This window comes from Bacillus sp. LBG-1-113 (assembly GCF_020708615.1).
Taxonomy (GTDB): Bacteria; Bacillota; Bacilli; order Bacillales; family Bacillaceae; genus Bacillus; species Bacillus mojavensis.
Map to the genome: position 1 here is coordinate 95,547 of NZ_JAJFDG010000010.1, position 20,093 is coordinate 115,639.

Annotated in this window: 21 protein-coding genes and 1 riboswitch; all 21 genes read right to left on the minus strand. The window is 45.9% G+C overall.

The window, feature by feature from the left end; genetic code table 11:
- Window positions 1–17 precede the first annotated feature (17 nt).
- The gene (gene sirC, locus LJF29_RS18690; RefSeq protein ID WP_229150098.1) at window positions 18–506 is read right to left on the minus strand and encodes a precorrin-2 dehydrogenase/sirohydrochlorin ferrochelatase family protein; all 489 of its coding nucleotides are present in this window, start codon (window positions 504–506) and stop codon (window positions 18–20) included.
- Window positions 487–1,272 (minus strand): sirohydrochlorin chelatase, encoded by a 786-nt coding sequence (gene sirB / locus LJF29_RS18695; protein ID WP_229150081.1) that lies wholly within the window; start codon window positions 1,270–1,272, stop codon window positions 487–489. Before sirB ends, sirC begins: the two co-directional genes overlap by 20 nt.
- Window positions 1,273–2,046 carry a uroporphyrinogen-III C-methyltransferase gene (gene cobA, locus LJF29_RS18700; protein WP_168747777.1) on the minus strand — a complete coding sequence of 258 codons (774 nt, stop codon included), beginning with the start codon at window positions 2,044–2,046 and terminating at the stop codon, window positions 1,273–1,275.
- Between the two features lie 102 nt (window positions 2,047–2,148).
- Entirely contained in the window at window positions 2,149–2,742 is a 594-nt protein-coding gene (gene cysC / locus LJF29_RS18705) for an adenylyl-sulfate kinase (protein ID WP_010334195.1), read from the minus strand.
- 12 nt (window positions 2,743–2,754) lie between these two features.
- Window positions 2,755–3,903, minus strand: a complete 1,149-nt coding sequence (gene sat / locus LJF29_RS18710) for a sulfate adenylyltransferase (protein WP_229150082.1) — start codon at window positions 3,901–3,903, stop codon at window positions 2,755–2,757.
- 48 nt (window positions 3,904–3,951) lie between these two features.
- Window positions 3,952–5,016 (minus strand): sulfate permease, encoded by a 1,065-nt coding sequence (gene cysP, locus LJF29_RS18715; RefSeq protein ID WP_010334193.1) that lies wholly within the window; start codon window positions 5,014–5,016, stop codon window positions 3,952–3,954.
- 11 nt (window positions 5,017–5,027) lie between these two features.
- The gene (locus LJF29_RS18720) at window positions 5,028–5,729 is read right to left on the minus strand and encodes a phosphoadenylyl-sulfate reductase (RefSeq protein ID WP_010334192.1); all 702 of its coding nucleotides are present in this window, start codon (window positions 5,727–5,729) and stop codon (window positions 5,028–5,030) included.
- Between the two features lie 158 nt (window positions 5,730–5,887).
- A riboswitch (SAM riboswitch) is annotated at window positions 5,888–5,993 on the minus strand.
- A 134-nt stretch (window positions 5,994–6,127) separates the two neighbouring features.
- On the minus strand, window positions 6,128–6,760 hold the full coding sequence (pyrE, locus tag LJF29_RS18725) for an orotate phosphoribosyltransferase (protein WP_286058561.1): 633 nt from the start codon (window positions 6,758–6,760) through the stop codon (window positions 6,128–6,130).
- Window positions 6,757–7,476, minus strand: a complete 720-nt coding sequence (gene pyrF / locus LJF29_RS18730; protein ID WP_229150085.1) for an orotidine-5'-phosphate decarboxylase — start codon at window positions 7,474–7,476, stop codon at window positions 6,757–6,759. Before pyrF ends, pyrE begins: the two co-directional genes overlap by 4 nt.
- Window positions 7,445–8,380 carry a dihydroorotate dehydrogenase gene (locus LJF29_RS18735; RefSeq protein WP_229150087.1) on the minus strand — a complete coding sequence of 312 codons (936 nt, stop codon included), beginning with the start codon at window positions 8,378–8,380 and terminating at the stop codon, window positions 7,445–7,447. The genes pyrF and LJF29_RS18735 overlap by 32 nt, the downstream gene beginning before the upstream one ends.
- Complete coding sequence (gene pyrK, locus LJF29_RS18740; RefSeq protein WP_229150089.1) at window positions 8,380–9,150, minus strand: dihydroorotate oxidase B electron transfer subunit; 771 nt, start codon at window positions 9,148–9,150, stop codon at window positions 8,380–8,382. Before pyrK ends, LJF29_RS18735 begins: the two co-directional genes overlap by 1 nt.
- Complete coding sequence (carB, locus tag LJF29_RS18745; RefSeq protein ID WP_229150090.1) at window positions 9,147–12,362, minus strand: carbamoyl-phosphate synthase (glutamine-hydrolyzing) large subunit; 3,216 nt, start codon at window positions 12,360–12,362, stop codon at window positions 9,147–9,149. The genes pyrK and carB overlap by 4 nt, the downstream gene beginning before the upstream one ends.
- Window positions 12,347–13,441: a carbamoyl phosphate synthase small subunit gene (locus tag LJF29_RS18750; protein WP_229150092.1), complete on the minus strand. Its 1,095-nt coding sequence runs from the start codon at window positions 13,439–13,441 to the stop codon at window positions 12,347–12,349. Before LJF29_RS18750 ends, carB begins: the two co-directional genes overlap by 16 nt.
- Complete coding sequence (locus tag LJF29_RS18755) at window positions 13,438–14,724, minus strand: dihydroorotase (protein WP_229150093.1); 1,287 nt, start codon at window positions 14,722–14,724, stop codon at window positions 13,438–13,440. Before LJF29_RS18755 ends, LJF29_RS18750 begins: the two co-directional genes overlap by 4 nt.
- Entirely contained in the window at window positions 14,708–15,622 is a 915-nt protein-coding gene (locus tag LJF29_RS18760; protein ID WP_229150094.1) for an aspartate carbamoyltransferase catalytic subunit, read from the minus strand. The genes LJF29_RS18755 and LJF29_RS18760 overlap by 17 nt, the downstream gene beginning before the upstream one ends.
- Window positions 15,623–15,766: 144 nt before the next feature.
- Window positions 15,767–17,074: a uracil permease PyrP gene (gene pyrP / locus LJF29_RS18765; RefSeq protein WP_103671387.1), complete on the minus strand. Its 1,308-nt coding sequence runs from the start codon at window positions 17,072–17,074 to the stop codon at window positions 15,767–15,769.
- 175 nt (window positions 17,075–17,249) lie between these two features.
- Window positions 17,250–17,795, minus strand: coding sequence for a bifunctional pyrimidine operon transcriptional regulator/uracil phosphoribosyltransferase (gene pyrR, locus LJF29_RS18770; protein WP_024121338.1), 546 nt, complete (start codon window positions 17,793–17,795; stop codon window positions 17,250–17,252).
- A 182-nt stretch (window positions 17,796–17,977) separates the two neighbouring features.
- Entirely contained in the window at window positions 17,978–18,889 is a 912-nt protein-coding gene (locus LJF29_RS18775; RefSeq protein ID WP_229150096.1) for an RluA family pseudouridine synthase, read from the minus strand.
- Between the two features lies 1 nt (window position 18,890).
- A complete protein-coding gene (gene lspA / locus LJF29_RS18780; RefSeq protein ID WP_010334181.1) occupies window positions 18,891–19,355 on the minus strand; it encodes a signal peptidase II in 465 nt (154 codons plus the stop codon).
- 110 nt (window positions 19,356–19,465) lie between these two features.
- Complete coding sequence (ylyA, locus tag LJF29_RS18785; RefSeq protein ID WP_010334180.1) at window positions 19,466–19,840, minus strand: sporulation-related RNA polymerase-binding protein YlyA; 375 nt, start codon at window positions 19,838–19,840, stop codon at window positions 19,466–19,468.
- Window positions 19,841–20,007: 167 nt separating this feature from the next.
- The coding region (locus LJF29_RS18790; protein WP_134980913.1) for an IS3 family transposase at window positions 20,008–20,093 on the minus strand (86 nt) is incomplete at its 5' end.

Below are 20,093 nucleotides of genomic sequence, written 5' to 3' on the forward strand. Positions count from 1 at the left end.
GCATTGTATGCTCTGGCTTATTTCTTTCTTCTTACCTGATAAAGCCTGTCAACTTCAGCGACAAAATCGCCTTCAATCAGTTTATCCACTTTTTCAGCAAGCTCTTTTGTGTGCTTTGGACTGGCTCCGCTTGTAGAGACAGACACCGTTACATGCCCTCTTTTTACGATTTTCGGCATATACACATTACCCAACTCAGCATTACTGGCACAGTTGACAAGCTGGGAAGACGATGCGTTTTGAGCAATCTCTTTATTCACAGCGGCATCATCCGTTGCGGCAATAATCAAAAAAGCATCGAGATAATCCTCTTTCTCAATCTTTCGGCTCAGCCACTTGATCTGACGATTGTCTGCCATCTGCCTGATTTCGGGTTCCGCAACCGGACTGACAATCGTAATATCCGCTCCCTCTGATAGCACCGATTTCAGCCTTCTGAGCGCAATGTTGCCGCCCCCTGCAATCACAACCTTTTTCTTCTGCAAACTAATGTGAAGCGGGAGCATATAATCCTCCGTCAAAATCAAATTGCCCCTCGTGGTTGTCGGCCGTTTCTTTCACACGATGTAAAAACGCCTTTTTCACATGCGGGTGGAAACCGATATAGGAAGAGAGGTAGACATTTGGATTTTCTGCCTTCAATTTCTGGACCTCACGTTCAATCTCATTCATCAGCATCCCGGTAAACAGTAGATACGGAACAATAAAGGTCGTCACGCCGTTATCTTTTTTCAGTTCAGAAAAAATCTCTTTGTAATTGGGACCGCATGCTGTCATAAAACATGGAATCACTTCGCTGACGGGCATGATGTTTTGAAGCAATCCGGCAATTCCGGTTACGTCTCTTTTTACATCTGGGTCTGAGCTTCCCCTGCCGATGAGCACAACCCTGGCGTTTTCGTACGGAACACCTATGTCTTTAACACGATGATAGACCGCTTTGACCACTTCTTCGTCAATCCCGATCGGACTTCCGTATGAGATACGGACTGAAGGATAACGGGACGCGGCACGCGCAATTTCTTCCGGAATATCATGTTTGGCATGCGCAGCCGTTAAAAGAAGCAGAGGCACCACTGCGATATGAGTGGCGCCTTGCTTCACACATGCTTCAAACCCTGTCTCAATTGCCGGCTCCTGCAGCTCTAAAAAACTGATTTCCTGAACAGGCGCAGAGATGTGCGCTTTGCATCCTTCCAAAAATGCAGCGGCCTCTTGCTGCGCCTTTTTTACCCGGCTGCCGTGGCCGACATATAAAATCGCTTGTTTCATTTACAACGCCTCGCTTAAATCTTGTTTTTTCAGCTCAGATTCAAACCATTCCAGCTTATAGTGATAATTTACAACATTTCCTACGACAATTAAACTCGGATTTTTAATGTCTTCTTTTTTCACCGTTTCTGAAAGGGTGTCAACTGTACAAAAAACAGATTTTTGCTTGTCCGTTGTTCCCCAATGAATAAACGCTGCCGGAGTAGCACCGTCCCGGCCGTTTTCCAGGAGTTTTTTTTCGATCTGCTGCACATTTTTAATGCCCATATAGATGACAAGTGTATCAATCCCTGTGGCCAGCGCTTTCCACTTTTCCTCAAAATCCTCTTCTTTTTTATAATGCCCCGTTACAAAAGCCACGTTAGAGCCCGCGTCCCGATGAGTGACAGGAATCCCGGCATAAGCAGCTGCCGCGATTCCCGATGTAATACCGGGGACAATTTCAAACGGAATGCCATTTTCAGAAAGGCATTCCGCTTCTTCTCCCCCTCTGCCGAACACAAATGGGTCTCCGCCTTTCAATCTGACAACGGTTTTCCCTTTTTGCGCATACTTCACAAGAAACCGATTGATGGTTTCCTGCTTCATTGTATGAAAATCTGGAAGCTTCCCGCAGTAGATCAGGTCCGCCTGCTCCTTGGCATATTGCAAAATCTCTTTATTTACTAATCTGTCATATAGGATTACGTCAGCTTTTTCAATGGCTTTCAGCGCTTTAATTGTCAGCAGATCAGGATCTCCGGGACCTGCTCCTACAATATATACTTTCCCCATCGTCTTTCCCCCGATCTATTCGAGTTCTTCCAGAACGTTCGCTGCGATGTTGTTCTAGTTTGCATTTTTTCGGCATCTGAGAAGAACACAGCTGAGCGGCGTTTAGCTCAATTGCTGCTTTACAAACTCGATCAGCTGATTTTTGCACTCTTCACGATCATATTGTCCTGAGTCAAGGACGAGCTCAGGGGCTTCCGGCTCTTCATAAGGAGAATCAATGCCCGTGAAGAACGGAATTTCCCCGTTTCTTGCTTTTTTGTAGAGCCCTTTTGGATCTCTTTGTTCACAAATATCGAGGTCGCATTTAATGTAAACTTCGTTAAATTCGCCTGCTTCCACAAGCTGGCGAACCTGGTCTCTGTCCTCACGGAAAGGAGAGATAAAAGCAGTAATGACAATGGTGCCCTGCTGCACAAAAAGTTTTGCTACCTCTCCGATTCGGCGGATATTTTCTTTTCGGTCTTCGTCAGAAAAACCGAGATCTTTATTTAAACCGTGGCGAATGTTGTCACCATCCAGCACAATAACTTGGTAGCCTTGTTCAAAAAGTTCTCTCGCAGCAGCATTGGCAATGGTTGATTTGCCTGAACCGCTTAAACCCGTCAGCCAGAGAATGGAGCTTTTATGTTTGTTTTTTTGCTGATACTCTTCTTTTGTAATAGATGCTTCATGCCATACAATATCGCGATTTGTCACTGCCAGTCCTCCTTAAGAAACGCCTGCTTCTTCTTTTTTCTTCATGCCTTTAATTAACACTTCTACAACTTCTGCGCGGCTGAATTCTGCAGGCGGCAACACACCGTCTCTCAGCATCCCTCTCACCTTGGTGCCTGATAAAATCACGTGATGCTCTCTGCCATGCGGGCACGTTTTTGCCGTTCCCATATTTCCGCATTTTTCGCAGAAGAAGCTGTGCTCGAATTTCAGCGGTGTAATGCCGAGTTCTTCTGATTTAAATGTGTCAAACAGCTCCTGGGCTTCGTACGTGCCGTAATAGTCACCGACACCGGCGTGATCGCGGCCGACAATGAAATGTGTGCAGCCGTAGTTTTTTCTGACAAGTGCATGGAAAATCGCTTCTCTCGGACCGGCATAACGCATTGCAGCCAAGAAAACACCAAGGAAGACACGGTCTTTCGGGTAATAGTTGTCAAGAAGCACTTGATAGCTTTCCATCCGGACATCAGCCGGGATGTCATCAGATTTTGTTTCGCCGACAAGCGGATTTAAAAACAAACCGTCCACTGTCTCAAGAGCCGTTTTTTGAATATATTCATGCGCTCTGTGAACAGGATTTCTTGTTTGGAAACCGACAATTGTTTCCCAGCCTTTTTCTGCAAACTGGCGTCTTGTTTCCGCCGGTTCAAATGTAAACTCAGGGAATTGTTTAGAAACTTTTTTAATCAATGTGATCGGACCGCCGATATATGTATCGCCGCGGCTGAACAGCTTTTTCACACCCGGATGAGCCTGATCATCTGTTTTATACACGTTAACAGCTTCTTTTTGTTTGTCAGGCACGTATAAGTCTTCGATTTGGATAACGCCGTATGTTTCTCCGTCATACGTTAATTTTACTGTTTCGCCGACTGACAGTTCGGCTGCTTTTTGTGCATCTACCGGCAGCGTGATCGGAAGAGACCATACAACACCGGAAGCAAGACGCATGTTTTCAACAACAGATACGTAATCCTTCTCATTAAAGAAGCCTTCGATCGGGCTGTATCCGCCGATTCCGATCAATTCCAGGTCAGCAAAAGAAATCAAATCAAGTTCAATTTCTTTCTGAATGCCGCTTACATCATATGACTCATTTACTCGGTTTACCAGTTTTCCTCCATGTGGTGCTAAACTCATAATATTCATTTCCTCCTAGTTAACAGATAAAATAACTCAGATTAATAGTTAAATTCCCCCGCCTTGATCATGGACAGAGCGTCTCTCTTTACGAATGGCTTTTGTCAGGCTGACGGCACCGCCTGCAGCTAAAAGCACACTTACCATGATAAAGATTGAATAATAATCCGCCTTTAAAAACATAGAGACAAGCAAATAAGAGATGGATAAAGATAAAAACGGCGACACGATCCATACTTTCAGCATCGTTTGAACGACCTGTTTATGAAATACGTTTGGGCCGTTTTTCGCCATGCCTATCCCGATAATAGACGATGACGTTACTTGCGCCAAGGGTACTGGCATTCCAAATATAGAGCTGATGATCACCAGTCCTGCTCCTGTTCCAGATAGGAGAATGCCTTCTCCTTTTGAAAACCTTGTAATTTTCTTCCCGTTTGTTTCTAATACCCTGCGGCCTAATATCAGTGCGCCCAGAGCTACAAAAGCTCCCCCATACAGGGTTCCTTTCTCTACATCCAGTACGCCGGCAGCCACTAACGGGCCAACGGCATTCGCCACATTATTCATGCCCGCAGAGAACGCTTCAAAAAAACCAGCGCATAGCAAAAGGATGCCAAGGACGTTTTGTTTTCGGGGAGACGTAATTTCAATCTTAAAATAACGAAACAGCTTTGCTACAAAAAATGTGAAGCCGAAAGCGAACAGCGGAACGAAAATCCAAAATGAAACAATAATCAGAAGATTGTTTACAAACAACACTTTGTACGCCACGCCCACGCCGACAACTGCCCCGACCGTCACTTCACTTGTCGATAAAGGAATGCCGAGCAGATTAGCTGTAAATAGCGACAGCGCAGCAGCCCCGATAATGATGCAAACAATCGTCAGTGTAATCGTCTGTTCGGGGATAATCCCAGAGCTGATGGTTTTCACAACTTCGCCCCCGCCAATGACAGCCCCGGCCAGCACACCAACGGCGCATATGATCAAAGCGTAGGTTTTCTTTTTGATGGCCCCAGATCCGTAAGCAACTCCCATTGAAGCTGCAGCGCCGCTTGCGCCAATATTCACTGCAAAAAACAAGCTAAATAAAATAGCGGCTAATTCCATTTTGCAGCTCCTTATTCATGCAGTCCGCATTCTGTTTTCGCCATACCGTTCCATCTTCCTGAGCGCAAGTCCTCTGCAGTAAATGCAGGTGACGTACAAGGCGCGCAGCCAATACTTGGATACCCTTGGTCGTGGAGCGGATTGTAGTCCAGCTCATTTCGAGAAGTGTATCTCCAGATGTCTTTCCAAGTCCAATGGATAAGCGGGCAAACTTTTACTGATTTGAATTTCTCATCTTTGTTCAAAAAATTCGTATTGGCACGGCTTGGCCCTTGATCGCGGCGCAGGCCGGAAAGCCATGCCGGGTGGCCGGAAAGCGCCTCTCTTAAAGGAACGATCTTTCTGAGATAGCAGCATTGATTCGGCTCTCTTTCCCACAGTTTATCACCGTGTTCTTCCGCCTGTTCCTCAAGAGTAAGGTTCGGTTTCTTCAGGATGATATGAAGGCCGGGATAGCGCTCCTTGACGCGTTCTATCGTTTCATAGGTTTCTTTAAAATGAAGCCCTGTATCGAGGAATACAATCTCTGCGTCTTTTTTCACTTTATAGATTAAGTCAATCAGAACGATTCCTTCAATTCCGAAACTGCAGGCATAAACAAGCTGATTGCCGTAATGGCCGTAAGCCCATTTTAAAACTGACAGCGCCCCTTTATAAGGATCGTCCTCTGGAAATGTAATCGTTGGCTCTTCCCAATTATCGTACGTTAACATTTCTTCTTTCCTCCTTTCGGAGACAAACAAACAGTAGCTTTCTGCCGGTTGTCTTTTCCCATTGTAATGTGATGCGGCTGCTGTTTTCTCCGTAAACAGCCCCTCTTAAAATAAAAAACTTTCAATCCGGCGGAAAGAAAGACAGGAACTGCATGTAGCCCTTATCTTTCAAAATGGAATACATTTTGCTGGAAGTAGCACCTTACACATTGTGCAGGTTGCCGGGCTTCATAGGACCAGTCCCTCAGCCGCTCTTGATAAGTTTTTCAGATTTGTAGTAAATTTTAGCACAATTCTAACATAAGTCAACCCGAGTTTTTTTATAGGATTAATAAAAAAACAGACCCAAAGGCCTGTTTTCAATCGTGGCAAGGCATTAAAGCTCTTCAATTTATTTTTTAATTTTTAAACCAATCTTTTGACTCGGGATTCATTTTCCATGTTTGCAGCTTCTTCAGGTCGTCTGTATGAATATTTCCATTTTCAAGTGCAACCTCTGTCAGTGTGTCATAATCAGTTAACGAGTAGTATGGAAGATCAGCCTCAGCAAACGCTTCCTGCGCTTTAGGAAGTCCGTACGTAAAGATTGATACCACACCAAGCACTTCACAGCCAGCGGCTTTTAGAGCTGCTGCAGCTTCGAGTACGCTGCCCCCTGTGGAAATTAAATCTTCAATGACAACTGTTTTTTGGCCTTTTTGAACGGCACCCTCAATTTGATTGCCTTTTCCGTGTGCTTTTGGTTTGCTTCTCACATAACACATCGGCAGGTTCAAACGGTCAGCCGCCAATGCCGCATGAGGGATACCTGCTGTCGCTGTTCCTGCGATCATCTCAGCTTCCGGGAAATGCTCCTGGATAAGCTTGCTGATGCCTGCAGCAACATCATTTCTTACCTCTGGGAAAGAAAGGGTAAGGCGATTGTCACAGTAAATTGGCGATAAAATGCCGCTCGCCCATGTAAACGGATCGTTTGGGCGTAAAAATACAGCTTGAATGTCTAATAGATGTTTTGCGATGATTTGTTTCATTGTTTGAGTCCCTCCCATTCGAGTTTGACAGCTTCATAGGCTTTCAGCGGATTTGCAGCTTTTGTAATAGAGCGTCCTACAACAATGGCTGATGACCCTTTTTCTCTTGCTATAGAAGGCGTTGCGACACGCACTTGATCATTCGCAGTGTCTGCTGACATACGGATACCCGGGGTCACCGTCAGAAACGACGGCGACACTGCTTCGTAAATGGCTTTTGCTTCATGAACGGAGCACACCACTCCATCAAGTCCGCTATTCTCCGCCAGTTTGCTGTAGTGCACTACCGTGTCAATGAGAGGCTTTCTGATGAGCAGCTCCTCCTTCACCATTTGTTCAGAAGTGCTTGTCAGCTGGGTTACTGCAATAAGTGACGGACGTTTTTTCCCTGCCGGCGTGCCTTCCTCTAAGCCTTCCAGGGCTGCTTCCATCATTTTTTTACCTCCGGCTGCGTGAACATTGACAAGATCGACTCCGAGGCATGCAAGACGCTTCATTGCTTTATTTACTGTGGTCGGGATGTCATGGAGCTTCAAATCTAAAAAGATCTCACAGTTTCTTTCTTTTAATTGTGCAATGATGGCCGGGCCTTCTTGATAAAAAAGCTCCATCCCGACCTTCACAAATAATGGTTCTTTGTGAAAAGGCGCTAAAAACGACAATGTTTCTTCAGCTGATGCAAAATCAAGCGCGATGATGGGCAGGTTGTTTTTCATGATTCCAGCTCCTTCCGATGCATTCTTCAACAGATTCATAGCCGTATTGGCGTAAAACAGCAGGGAGCTGTTCAATGATGTCAGGGCATGCGAAAGGATTCACGAAATTTGCTGTTCCGACAGCGACCGCACTTGCTCCAGCCAGAAGAAATTCCAGTGCGTCTTCGGCTGTCTGAACGCCTCCCATCCCAATAATCGGAATGCTGACAGCCTGGCTGACCTCATACACCATGCGGATGGCAACAGGTTTTACAGCAGGACCCGAAAGCCCTCCTGTTTTATTGGCTAATATCGGCTTACCTGATTTTAAATCTAGCCTCATGCCGATTAATGTGTTGATCATCGTTAGACCATCCGCACCAGCCTCTTCGATCGCTACTGCAATTTCTGTGATGTTTGCCACATTCGGAGATAGCTTCACATATACAGGCACATCTGACACTTCTTTAACCGCTTTCGTTAAATCAGCAGCCATGGCAGGATTTGTGCCAAAAGCAATTCCGCCTGTTTTGACGTTCGGACAGGAAATATTCAGTTCAAGGGCGTGTACATTAGGCGCTTTACTGATATGCTCTGCCACTTCAACATAATCCTCGACCTGTGAGCCGGCGACATTGGCAATAATAGGCGTATCAAATTGTTCAAGCCATGGCAGCTCATTTTCTAAGACGCTTTCCAGCCCTGGATTTTGCAAACCGATCGCATTGAGCATTCCAGCGCCAGTCTCAGCTACCCTAGGCGTCGGATTCCCGAAGCGGGGCTCCTTTGTCGTAGCTTTGATCATGATTGCTCCGAGACAAGACAAATCATAAAAACGCGCAAACTCTTTTCCAAAACCGAAGCAGCCTGATGCGGGAATGATCGGATTTTTCAAATTCAGCCCCGGCAATTTCACCTCTAGCATTACAGCGCCACCTCCTGAGCTTTAAATACAGGCCCGTCAAGACATACCTTTACATAAGCTGTCTCACTTTCGTTTGTATGGCACACGCAAGCGAAGCATGCACCGATACCGCAGCCCATTCGTTCTTCCATGGAAATGTAAACCTCTTTGTGGGCGTATTCTTGTTTGAGCGCCTTTAACATCGGTGTCGGCCCGCAGCTGAGGAGGATGTCAAATTCAAGACTTTTCTGTTTGATGACATCTGTGACGAACCCGGTTTCCCCGTAGCTTCCGTCAGCTGTTGCCACATACGTATCGCCATACTGTCGGCATTCTTTTTCGTAAAAAACATCCTTTGCCGATTGGAATCCTAAAACGTGTATGACCTTTACGCCTTTTTCCTTTAAACGTTTCGACAGTTCTTGGAGAGGCGGTACTCCTACACCGCCCCCTACCAGCAAAGCCGTCTTTCCGGGTTGGACTTCATCTACTGGAAAGCCATTGCCCAAAGGCCCGAGGACATCCACGAGATCTCCCTTCTGCTTCAGCGACAAGAGTCTTGTTCCTTCCCCATCTACTCGATAAATCATGGTGACTTCATTTTTTTCAAGGTTAACATCAGCAATGCTGATTGGTCTTCGCAAAAGAGGCGTAACCGCTTCGCTCACTTTCAGGTGAAGGAACTGTCCTGGGACAGTAAACCCTTGGACAAGCTCCCCTTTTAGAACCATTTGATACACCCGGTCTGCAATTTGCTGGTTAGCACACACCGTCAAATACGCTTTTTTCATATAGTGATTGCCGCCTCCTGATTTGAGTTGACTGCCGGCATTTGATCGGCACGGAACGTCATGCTTTCCAGCACCCGCAAAATCGCTTCTGCCGTATCTAAAGATGTTAAGCAGGCAACACCGTTTTCTACTGATTCACGTCTGATTCTAAATCCGTCTCTTGCCGGCTGCTTTCCTTTTGTCAGCGTATTGATGACAAACTGGGCTTCTCCATTTCTGATCACATCAAGCAAGTTCGGGCCGTCCTGGCCGATTTTTCCGACGACCTTCGCTGGAATTGATGCTTCCTTGAGATACCCCGCCGTTCCTTCGGTCGCTAAAATGTTATACCCGATCGCATGGAATCGTTTAGCGATGGCAAGCCCTTCTTCTTTGTCCTTATCCGCCACTGTTAAAAGCACGGAACCGTAGTTAGGGATTTGAATGCCTGAAGCTATCAGGGCCTTATAGAGCGCCTTTTCAAGGGTGGAATCTTTCCCCATGACCTCACCTGTTGATTTCATTTCAGGCCCTAACGTAATGTCCACTCTTCTCAGCTTCGCGAAGGAGAAGACCGGTGCTTTTACAAATACACCCTGCTGTTCAGGCTGCAGGCCTTCATTGTAGCCAAACTCAGCCAGCTTTTGCCCGAGAATGACTTTTGTCGCGAGGTTCGCCATCGGAATGCCCGTGATCTTGCTTAAGAACGGCACCGTTCTGCTTGATCTCGGATTGACTTCAAGCACGTATACTTCACCTTGGGACAGGACGAATTGGATGTTGAGCAAGCCGACAATATTCAGCCCTTTCGCGAGTGCGATCGTATATTGTTCAATTTTTTCTTTAATGTCCTCCGTCAGAGACTGCGGCGGATAGACCGCGATAGAGTCTCCGGAGTGCACGCCCGCACGCTCAATGTGCTCCATGATTCCCGGAATGACAACGGTTTGGCCGTCAGACACCGCATCCACTTCGATTTCTTTTCCAGTCAAATATCTGTCAATCAATACTGGATGCTGCGGATTGATTTTGACTGCGTTTTTCATGTAATGAAGCAGTTCTTCTTCATGATACACAATCTCCATCGCCCGGCCGCCAAGCACATATGAAGGGCGCACCAGTACCGGATAGCCGATGTTGCTCGCGATGTTTACAGCCTGATCAACTGATGTCGCAGTTTTGCCAAGCGGCTGCGGCACTTGAAGTTCTACCAGCGCCTGTTCAAACTTATCCCGGTCTTCCGCACGGTCTAAATCTTCTAATGACGTTCCAAGGATTTTGACTCCGCGTGCAGAAAGTTCGTCAGCAAGGTTGATTGCAGTTTGTCCGCCAAATTGCACGACAACGCCCATCGGCTGTTCGAGATCAATGATATGCATGACATCTTCGATCGTAAGCGGCTCAAAGTACAGCTTGTCTGAGATACTAAAATCAGTTGACACGGTTTCAGGGTTATTATTGACGATAATTGCCTCATAGCCTGCTTGTTTAATTGCCCACACGGAGTGAACTGTGGCGTAGTCAAATTCAACCCCCTGTCCGATTCGAATCGGGCCGGAGCCAAGTACGATCACGCTTTTCTTATCTGTAACAACAGATTCGTTTTCTTCTTCATATGTGCTGTAGAAGTATGGCGTTTCTGATTCGAATTCTGCCGCGCACGTATCTACCATTTTAAATACAGGTGCAATTCCCGCTTGTTTTCTCAAGCTGTAAAGCTCAGATTCTTTCATTTTCCACTCGCGGCTGATGTACTTATCAGAAAATCCGAGTTCTTTTGCCTGTCTCAGCACATCCGTATCGCCCGCATTTGCTTTCAGCTCTTTTTCAAACTGAACGATTCCGAACAGCTTATGCAGGAAAAAGAGATCGATGGCAGAGAATTCATGAAGCTGCTCAACTGTGTAGCCCCTTCTGTACGCTTCAGCCAGGTAGAATAAACGCTCGTCTCCGGCTTTTTTAATCCGCTTCTCGAGAAGCTCATCAGGTATATCGGCGGCATCTTTTAATTCAAGATGATACACATCAGCTTCCAGTGAACGCACAGCTTTCAGCAGCGATTCTTCAAGCGTGCGGCCAATCGCCATCACCTCTCCCGTCGCTTTCATCTGGGTGCCGAGCCTTCTGTTTGCTGATTCAAACTTATCAAACGGCCAGCGAGGTATTTTAGATACAACATAGTCCAGCGCTGGTTCAAATGCAGCGTATGTCTTCCCTGTGACCGGATTCAACATTTCGTCTAGTGAAAGGCCGACGGCGATTTTAGCTGCGAGTTTTGCGATCGGATAGCCTGTCGCTTTTGATGCAAGGGCAGATGAACGGCTGACACGCGGGTTCACTTCAATGATGTAGTATTGGAAGCTGTCTGGATCTAAAGCGAGCTGTACGTTACATCCCCCTTCAATTCCAAGCGCACGAATCAGTTTTAAAGATATATTCCGGAGGAGCTGATATTCACGGTCGCTGAGCGTTTGGCTCGGTGCGACGACAATACTGTCTCCTGTATGGATTCCTACCGGATCAATGTTCTCCATGTTACAAACGACAATCGCATGATCTCGGCTGTCCCTCATAACTTCGTATTCGATTTCTTTATAGCCGGCAATGCTTTTTTCAAGCAAACATTGGTGCACCGGGCTTAATTTTAATCCGTTCTCAACAATTTCTTTCAGTTCGGTTTCATTCGAGCAGATGCCGCCGCCTGTTCCGCCTAATGTATATGCCGGGCGGACAATGACAGGGAATCCAATTTGGCTGACGAAGTTTTCTGCTTCTTCCAGGGAGTGGATGATCTCACTTTCAGGCACCGGTTCATTTAGTTCATTCATTAATGTTCTGAACAAGTCGCGGTCTTCAGCCTGCTGGATTGCAGACAGCTTTGTGCCGAGCACCTCAACGCCGCACTCCTCCAGCACACCTCGCTCAGAAAGCTCAACCGCAAGATTCAAGCCGGTTTGACCGCCGAGTGTAGGAAGAATGGCGTCAGGACGCTCTTTTCTGATAATCCGAGTCAGAAATTCAGGTGTCAGCGGTTCAATGTAAACTCGGTCAGCCATTTCTGTATCAGTCATGATCGTTGCAGGGTTTGAGTTGACAAGAATGACCTCATAGCCTTCTTCTTTTAATGCAAGGCAGGCTTGCGTTCCAGCATAATCAAATTCAGCTGCTTGGCCGATGATGATTGGTCCTGACCCGATTACTAAAATTTTGTTAATGTCTACGCGTTTTGGCATACCGCTTCCCCTTCTTTCTCCGTTGTTTCAATCATTTCGATAAATCTGTCAAACAGATGATTAGCGTCCTCAGGACCAGGTGATGCTTCTGGATGATATTGAACCGTAAATGCCGGCAGTGTTTTGTGTTGCAGCCCTTCAATCGTATCGTCGTTTATCGCGATGTGTGTGACTTCAAGCTCTGTTTCATTGATAGATGAAACTGTATAGCCATGGTTTTGTGATGTTAAGGCAACTTTTCCGGTTGCAAGCTCTTTTACCGGATGGTTGGAGCCCCTGTGACCGAATTTCATTTTTTCAGTATTGGCTCCGCACGCCAGCGCAAATAACTGGTGGCCGAGACAAATTCCGAATAATGGCACTTTTCCAAGAACACCTTTTATCATTTCAATTGCTTCAGGCACATCTTTCGGGTCTCCAGGTCCGTTAGAAAGCATGATGCCGTCTGGCTTCAGCTGAAGGACTTCTTCTGCTGTTACGTTGTAAGGCACAACGATGACATCGCATTTCCGTTTGTTCAGCTCTCTTAAAATGCCGTGCTTCATGCCAAAGTCCACCAGGACAATGCGTTTACCTCTTCCCGGACTAGGGTATGCTGTTTTAGCTGACACTTGGAATACTTGATTTCTCGGCAGTTCAGTTTCGTTCAGTCTTTTCAGTACCGATTTGATATCTTCATCAGTTGAGGCAAACGTTCCTTTTAGCGCGCCGGCCGTGCGGATCATTCTCGTCAGCTTTCTTGTATCAATTCCTTGCAGTCCCGGAATGTTTTTCATTTTTAAATACTCATCCAATGTGTACGCTGAACGCCAGTTGGAAGGCAGTTCACATAATTCTTTTACAATCAATCCTTTAACAAAAGGCGTAATGGATTCAAAGTCATCACGGTTAATGCCGTAATTTCCGATAAGCGGATATGTTAACGTAACAATCTGCCCGCAATAAGAAGGGTCTGACAAAATTTCCTGATAACCAGTCATACCGGTATTGAAAACGACTTCCCCCATGCTGTGCTCCAAGCTCCCGAAGGCTTTGCCCTCAAATACCGCTCCGTTTTCCAGTACTAATCGTCTTTTCATTTCACAAGTCTCCCTTCTTCATAAGCAAGCGTTCCTGCTGCAATTGTAGCGACTGGCCAGCCGCTGCAGCTGAGGCCGTTAAATGGTGTGTTTTTACCTTTAGATAAGAATGTTTCTTTGTCTATCACTGCTTCTCTTTCCAAATCGATTAATGTGATATCTGCTGCTTGTCCCGTTTTCAGTGTTCCATATGGGAGATTAAACGCTTGGCACGGCTTGATTGTCATGTAATCAATCAGCTGTTTCAGCGTCCAGCTGCCGTTTTTGACAAAATGTGTGTAAAGAAGCGGGAACGCTGTTTCCAAACCGACAATTCCGAACGGCGCCAGCTTCATTTCTGTGTTTTTCTCTTCTTCTGTATGCGGCGCATGGTCGGTTGCTATAAAATCGATCGTTCCGTCCAAAAGCCCTTCAATCAGTGCTTCTCTATCTTCCGCACCGCGCAGCGGCGGGTTCATTTTATAGTTTGTGTCCAGCCCCGGAATGTCCTCATCACAAAGCAGTAAATGATGCGGTGATACTTCTGCTGTCACTCTGATTCCCGCATTTTTCGCATCGCGTACGACCCTGACAGACTCTTTCGTGCTGATATGGCATACATGATAATGGCAGTTTGCCGCCTCAGCCAGCAGCACGTCGCGTGCAATATGAACCGATTCACATACAGAAGGAATGCCGTTGAGCCCGTTTGCTTTGGAGAATGTCCCCTCATGTACGCTTCCTCCGTAAATTAAAGAGTTGTCCTCGCAATGTGCGACAATCGCTTTGTCTATCGCGGCTGCGCGTTTCATTGCTTCATACATCATTCCTGCTGTCTGTATACCGACGCCGTCATCTGTAAATGCAAATGCCCCAGCTTCCTTTAATGCTTCAAAGTTTGTCATCTCATCACCAATTTGTCTGATCGTAATAGATGCATAAGGAAGGACTCTGACACATGATGTGTCTTTAATGCGCTTTTGCACCCATTCCATCTGCTCCTTCGTATCAGGAACCGGCCGTGTATTCGGCATGGCCGCTACTGTTGTATAACCGCCGCGCGCCGCTGCTTTTGCGCCAGTTTCAATGGTTTCTTTTTTCTCTCCGCCAGGCTCTCTAAAGTGTACATGGAGGTCAACAAACCCCGGTGAAACGAGCAATCCTTTCGCATCAATAACCGTTTCTCCATCTGCTGCATCAAGCTTGCCGATTTCGGAGATGACCTCTCCTGTCACTCGAATATCCTGTTCTGTTTTTTCACCATTTTTGTTAAGTATCCAGCCGTTTTTAATGAGATATGACATACACTGCTTCTCCTCTTTTCGCATTGGTTTGTAAGGCTCGCTGTAACACTGCCATTCTGATAAATACGCCATTTTGCATTTGTTTGAAGATTCTTGATTTTTCGCTTTCTACTAAGCTGTGATCAATCTCCACTCCTCTATTCACAGGGGCGGGGTGCATAATAATCGCGTGCTGCTTCATACGTTCAGCCCGTTCTACAGTCAAGCCGAATTCATTTAAATAGCCTTCCTGGCTGACAGCTGACTGATGTCTTTCATTTTGAATACGGAGCAGCATGACAACATCCGAAGTCTCTACTGCTTCTTCCATTGAGACATACGCGCCAAACGTATTTTCTTCATCCTGCCATTCCGGCGGACCGGAAAACAGAACGCGGGCACCGAGTCTTGTCAACACTTCAGCATTAGATCTTGCGACCCTGCTGTGCTTAATGTCGCCGTGAATGGAGACGGTAAGGCCTTTGAACGTGTTGAATTCTTCATTGATTGTCATTAAATCAAGCAATGATTGTGTCGGATGCTGGCCGCACCCGTCTCCTGCATTCAGAATCGGGATATTTACATGTCCGACAAGCTCTTTGTAGTACTCATCCTCACTGTGCCTGATAACACACGCGTCAACACCGATTGATTCGAGCGTTCGGATTGTGTCATATAAGGTTTCACCTTTTTGTACACTTGTGCTTGTTCCGTCGAGATTCAGGACATTCATGCCCAGTTTCTTTTCAGCTACCTCAAAGCTGAATCGTGTTCTGGTGCTTGGTTCAAAAAACAGATTCGCTGCAAATTTCCCTGTCAGCTGATGGTCTGTTTTTCCGTTTTTGAGGTCTTGCGCAGTTTGAAGCAAATCTTTGATTTCACCAGTGCTGAGTTCACTCATCGTCGTTAAATGCTTCATTTTCTTTCCCCTCTCATTTCAACTTTTAAGGCTGAAAAAACCCCGGTCTTGGATAGACTCGGGGTACGGTTAAATAGAGGAGCAGCGTGAAGCTTTCTTCTCTTTATAACCCTTCCAAGCCTCTCTGGACTTTCATTAAAAGGTTTAGATATGATGTTGTTCGGATGTGTCTGCCTGCTCTTCCTTCGCTTGCGGAAGAATCAGGTTTAAGATGACACCTACAATTGCCGCAAGCGCCATGCCTGACACTTGGAATCCTCCTTCAGACACCTGGATAAATGCGCCGCCTACGCCGATCACAAGGATGACTGATGTGATGATGAGGTTTCTGTTATTTTCATAATCAATTTTGTTGTCAATCAGCATTCTCAAACCGCTGGAAGCGATGATGCCGAACAGCAGGAAGGAAACGCCTCCCATAACCGCTGACGGGACTGAACTGATAAGCGCAGATATCTTGCCGATGAAGCCGAAACAAAGGGCAATCACTGCCGCGCCTCCGATAACAAAGACGCTGAACACTCTCGTAATGGCCAGTACGCCAATGTTTTCTCCATAAGTGGTTGTAGGCGGGCCGCCAATCAAGGAAGCAAGGATTGTGGCTGCGCTGTCACCCATTATCGAGCGATGGAGACCCGGTTTTTTAATGAAGTCTTGTCCGACAACTTTGCTCAGCACCATCTGGTGGCCAATATGCTCTGACATGGTAACAAATGCGACAGGGACCATTGCTGCGGCAATGCCAAGTGTCACTGACGGCGTATAATCTTTGAACGGGATGATAAATTCAGGGATAGCAAACCATTTCGCGTCAAGCACCGGCTGGAAGTTGACAATTCCTTGAGTCAGGGCAAACAAGTATCCGCCGATGATCCCGATCAAGACCGGGATTAAGCTTAAGAATCCTCGCAAGAAAATCGCGCAAATGATCGTGATCGCTAAAGTGACACCTGCAACACTGAAATGTTTTAAGCTGTAAACCAGCTCACTTGCATTCGGATCAGCATACATGGCCATATTTACCGCTGTACCGGCCAGACCCAGTCCAATGACGATAATAACCGGACCTACGACGACAGGCGGGAGAAGCTTCATCAGCCAGCCTGTTCCAAGCTGTCTGATCAGCAAGGCAATCAGCCCGTACACAAGCCCTGCCAGAAACGCACCAACCATTGCCGCTCCCGGTCCGCCGGTCGCTTTTACCAAGATGATCGGAGAAATAAAGGCAAAGGATGAACCGAGGTACGCTGGTATTTGTCCTTTCGTGATCAGAAGGTAAGCAAGTGTTCCGATACCGCTCGTCACCAATGCAACAGCAGGACTCATTCCGACCAGCTTCGGAACCAAAATCGTTGAGCCAAACATCGCAAATAAATGCTGCAGGCTAAACGAAACCCAAGAGAAAGGTTTCGGGATTTCCCTGACTCCTAAATTAACTTTTTTCTTACTCATGATGATTTTCCCCCTGATTGATGACTTTTCATATTAGGATAACTTCATAACTGTATTAAAAAACCTCTTTGCTATTTTTACGCAAAGAGGCATACAAAGACCGGCCGCATACTTTCGGGGCTTCGCTGTGCACCTCTTTGCAACCTCTCTGGATTGCGTTTAAAAAGGTGATACTTTATTCATTTTCATAAATGGCAACGAGATCGTTTTTGTCAACCTCATCAAGCTGCACCATAACCTTTTCAGCTTTTGAAGTCGGAATGTTTTTCCCGATGTAATCTGCTCGGATCGGCAGTTCTCTGTGCCCTCTGTCAACAAGCACAGCCAGTTGAATTGAGGAAGGCCTGCCTACATCGACAAGGGCGTCCATAGCGGCTCTGACCGTTCTTCCTGTGTAAAGAACATCATCTACGACAATTACTTTTTGATCTGTGATATCTACCGGTATATCTGCACCTTTCACAAGCGGTTCTTCATTGCTCGTTTTTTTGGATAGATCATCTCTGTAAAGGGTAATATCAATTTCTCCAACGGTTACAGGATTTCCTTCAATCTGTTCTATCCGTTCGGCGAGGCGTTTTGCTAAATAAATGCCTCTTGTCTTGATGCCGACAAGGATGCAGTTGTTCATCCCTTTATTGCGTTCTATCATTTCGTGAGCAATTCTGGTCAGCGCACGTCTGATTGCCTGTTCGTCGAGAATGACAGCTTTTTGATTCATTATGTGACACCTCACAGTTCATTTAGAAGAAAAAACCCCTCTTGCCATTGGCAGAGAGGGGTTTAGGACAAGGTGCGTGCATATACACGTATCCCGTCAATCCGTTATCCTTCTCAGCCTCTCTGGACTGTTTTAAAGAATCTATTCAGCTTCGTTTATTATTTCAGAAAAGACACGTCCTGTCAACGGTTTTTTCTCAGATTTTCGATTAAAGCAGACATATCCTCAGGAAGCGGTGCCTCAAATTCGATATATTCGTCAGTCCGAGGATGCTGAAAACCTAAAATTCCGGCATGAAGCGCCTGTCCGTTAAAATCGATCGTTTTTCTCGGCCCGTATTTCGGATCTCCCGCTAACGGGAAGCCGATATACTTCATATGAACACGGATTTGATGCGTTCTTCCTGTTTCAAGCTGGCATTCTACAAGCGTAAACTCCTGGAAGCGGTCAAGAACATGAAAATGAGTGACGGCGTTTTTGCCATCACGTGTTACGGTCATGCTTTGCCGGTCTTTCTTATCCCGCCCGATCGGCGCATCAATTGTACCGTCATCATGAGAAATAATTCCGTGGACAACCGCCGTATATTTCCGCGTGACCGTTTTGTTGACCAATTGGTTCACGAGAGACTCATGTGCCATATCATTTTTCGCCACCATTAATAATCCGGACGTATCCTTATCGATCCTGTGAACGATCCCCGGACGCATCACGCCATTTATTCCGGAAAGATCCGTGCAATGAGCCATAAGGCCGTTTACAAGTGTGCCCGTAAGATGCCCGGGTGCTGGGTGCACAACCATTCCGCGAGGTTTATTGACAACCAGCACATCTTGATCTTCATAGTATATATCCAGATCCATCGGTTCTGCCAGCACGTCGAGTGCTTCCGGCTCAGGTACAGTGACGGTCACCTGATCACCCGGCTGAATTTTATAATTCGCTTTCACCGGGCTTCCGTTTACGACAACTTGTCCGTCCTTCACCCATTGCTGAACCTGGGTTCTCGACCAACCATTTTCAGTCGATGCCAGAAATTTATCAATCCGCTCACTTTTTTGTTCTTCTGAAGCGGTTATGTCAAATTGATTCATTCTATTGCTCCTTCTTCTTTTTCCCGCTGTCCAACAGCATTTGTATAAATAAAAGCATTACGCCGACACATAATGAAGAGTCCGCGATATTAAAGATCGGGTAATTGTAATTGACGATAATGACATGGATAAAATCCACCACTTCCTGTCTGACAGCCCGGTCGATAAAATTGCCGATGGCGCCGCCAAGCATGAGTCCAAGGGAAACACCAAGAAGCTTTTGCCCTTTCGTATATCGCTGTATGTAATAAACAATACCAATAATAACTGCAGTTGTGATGAGGTAAAAAAACCACATCTGACCGGCTAATATCCCCCACGCCGCACCCGTATTGCGATGGGAGGTGATATAGAATACCTGATCAATGATCGGTATGCTTTGTCCAAGTTCCATGTTCTTGACGACAAGCCATTTTGTCAGTTGATCAGCTGCGATAATAAGTAGTGCGATAACGTAATACAGCACAAACGTTCCTCCATTGTACGGTTACTTTAATCCATTATGCATTTTATCAATAAAAAGCACAGGAGTAAAGAAATATCAGCCTCTGTACAGACTTAATTGAGAAGGCGCTGTTATTCATACAGCGCCTGATCATATTCAATATCAGTTGATTTCCACAGAGGAAGCGTTTTTTTTTCAAATTGGACTGAATACAGAAAATCGTTTGCTGTTCGCGCTGTCGGCAGCACCGCCAGCTTTGAAAGAGGAATGGGAGACCCAGTTTCTTCACAGTATCCGAATGTGCCGTCCTCAATTTTCGACAATGCGAGAAGAACGTCCTGAAGCTCTTCTTTAATATGATAGATCAGAGTTGCTTTTTGTTTATGATTGATTGCTGCCTGCGGGCTTGTTGAAACCTGAAAGCAAGAATACTCAAATAATCTCGACTGTAATTCTTCTTTCATCAGAAGAAGTTCCGTATAAATTGCGGTCAGTTGATCATTCATTCATCACAACTCCTGCTCTTAACGTAATACCTATATTGTTACCTGTGAATGATGATCTAAAGCCCATAAGATTTTTCCTGCCATTCTAAACGATGTCACTCTTGGCACAAAAAAGCCCGGCTTGTGGGGACTGACCCCTGTTTTTGAGACAGGGATCAAAACACCTTTTATACAGCCAATTGCCGATAGCTTATTGGTGATTGGCTGTTTAGTTTCGTTTGAATACGAATGTTGTTATAATAATAAATGTATT

Bases quoted from the DNA above. Each gene is read 5' to 3' on its own strand.
- sat (WP_229150082.1), bottom strand. From the start codon at position 3,903: ATGAGTTTAGCACCACATGGAGGAAAACTGGTAAACCGAGTAAATGAG.
- pyrK (WP_229150089.1), bottom strand. From the start codon at position 9,150: ATGAAAAAAGCGTATTTGACGGTGTGTGCTAACCAGCAAATTGCAGAC.
- pyrP (WP_103671387.1), bottom strand. From the start codon at position 17,074: ATGAGTAAGAAAAAAGTTAATTTAGGAGTCAGGGAAATCCCGAAACCT.
- LJF29_RS18775 (WP_229150096.1), bottom strand. From the start codon at position 18,889: ATGAATCAATTTGACATAACCGCTTCAGAAGAACAAAAAAGTGAGCGG.
- sirC (WP_229150098.1), bottom strand. From the start codon at position 506: ATGCTCCCGCTTCACATTAGTTTGCAGAAGAAAAAGGTTGTGATTGCA.
- cobA (WP_168747777.1), bottom strand. From the start codon at position 2,046: ATGGGGAAAGTATATATTGTAGGAGCAGGTCCCGGAGATCCTGATCTG.
- LJF29_RS18720 (WP_010334192.1), bottom strand. From the start codon at position 5,729: ATGTTAACGTACGATAATTGGGAAGAGCCAACGATTACATTTCCAGAG.
- LJF29_RS18755 (WP_229150093.1), bottom strand. From the start codon at position 14,724: ATGTCATATCTCATTAAAAACGGCTGGATACTTAACAAAAATGGTGAA.
- LJF29_RS18735 (WP_229150087.1), bottom strand. From the start codon at position 8,380: ATGCTAGAGGTGAAATTGCCGGGGCTGAATTTGAAAAATCCGATCATT.
- LJF29_RS18760 (WP_229150094.1), bottom strand. From the start codon at position 15,622: ATGAAGCATTTAACGACGATGAGTGAACTCAGCACTGGTGAAATCAAA.
- cysP (WP_010334193.1), bottom strand. From the start codon at position 5,016: ATGGAATTAGCCGCTATTTTATTTAGCTTGTTTTTTGCAGTGAATATT.
- sirB (WP_229150081.1), bottom strand. From the start codon at position 1,272: ATGAAACAAGCGATTTTATATGTCGGCCACGGCAGCCGGGTAAAAAAG.
- pyrF (WP_229150085.1), bottom strand. From the start codon at position 7,476: ATGAAAAACAACCTGCCCATCATCGCGCTTGATTTTGCATCAGCTGAA.
- ylyA (WP_010334180.1), bottom strand. From the start codon at position 19,840: ATGAATGATCAACTGACCGCAATTTATACGGAACTTCTTCTGATGAAA.
- LJF29_RS18750 (WP_229150092.1), bottom strand. From the start codon at position 13,441: ATGAAAAGACGATTAGTACTGGAAAACGGAGCGGTATTTGAGGGCAAA.
- carB (WP_229150090.1), bottom strand. From the start codon at position 12,362: ATGCCAAAACGCGTAGACATTAACAAAATTTTAGTAATCGGGTCAGGA.
- pyrR (WP_024121338.1), bottom strand. From the start codon at position 17,795: ATGAATCAAAAAGCTGTCATTCTCGACGAACAGGCAATCAGACGTGCG.
- pyrE (WP_286058561.1), bottom strand. From the start codon at position 6,760: ATGAAACAAATCATCGCAAAACATCTATTAGACATTCAAGCTGTATTT.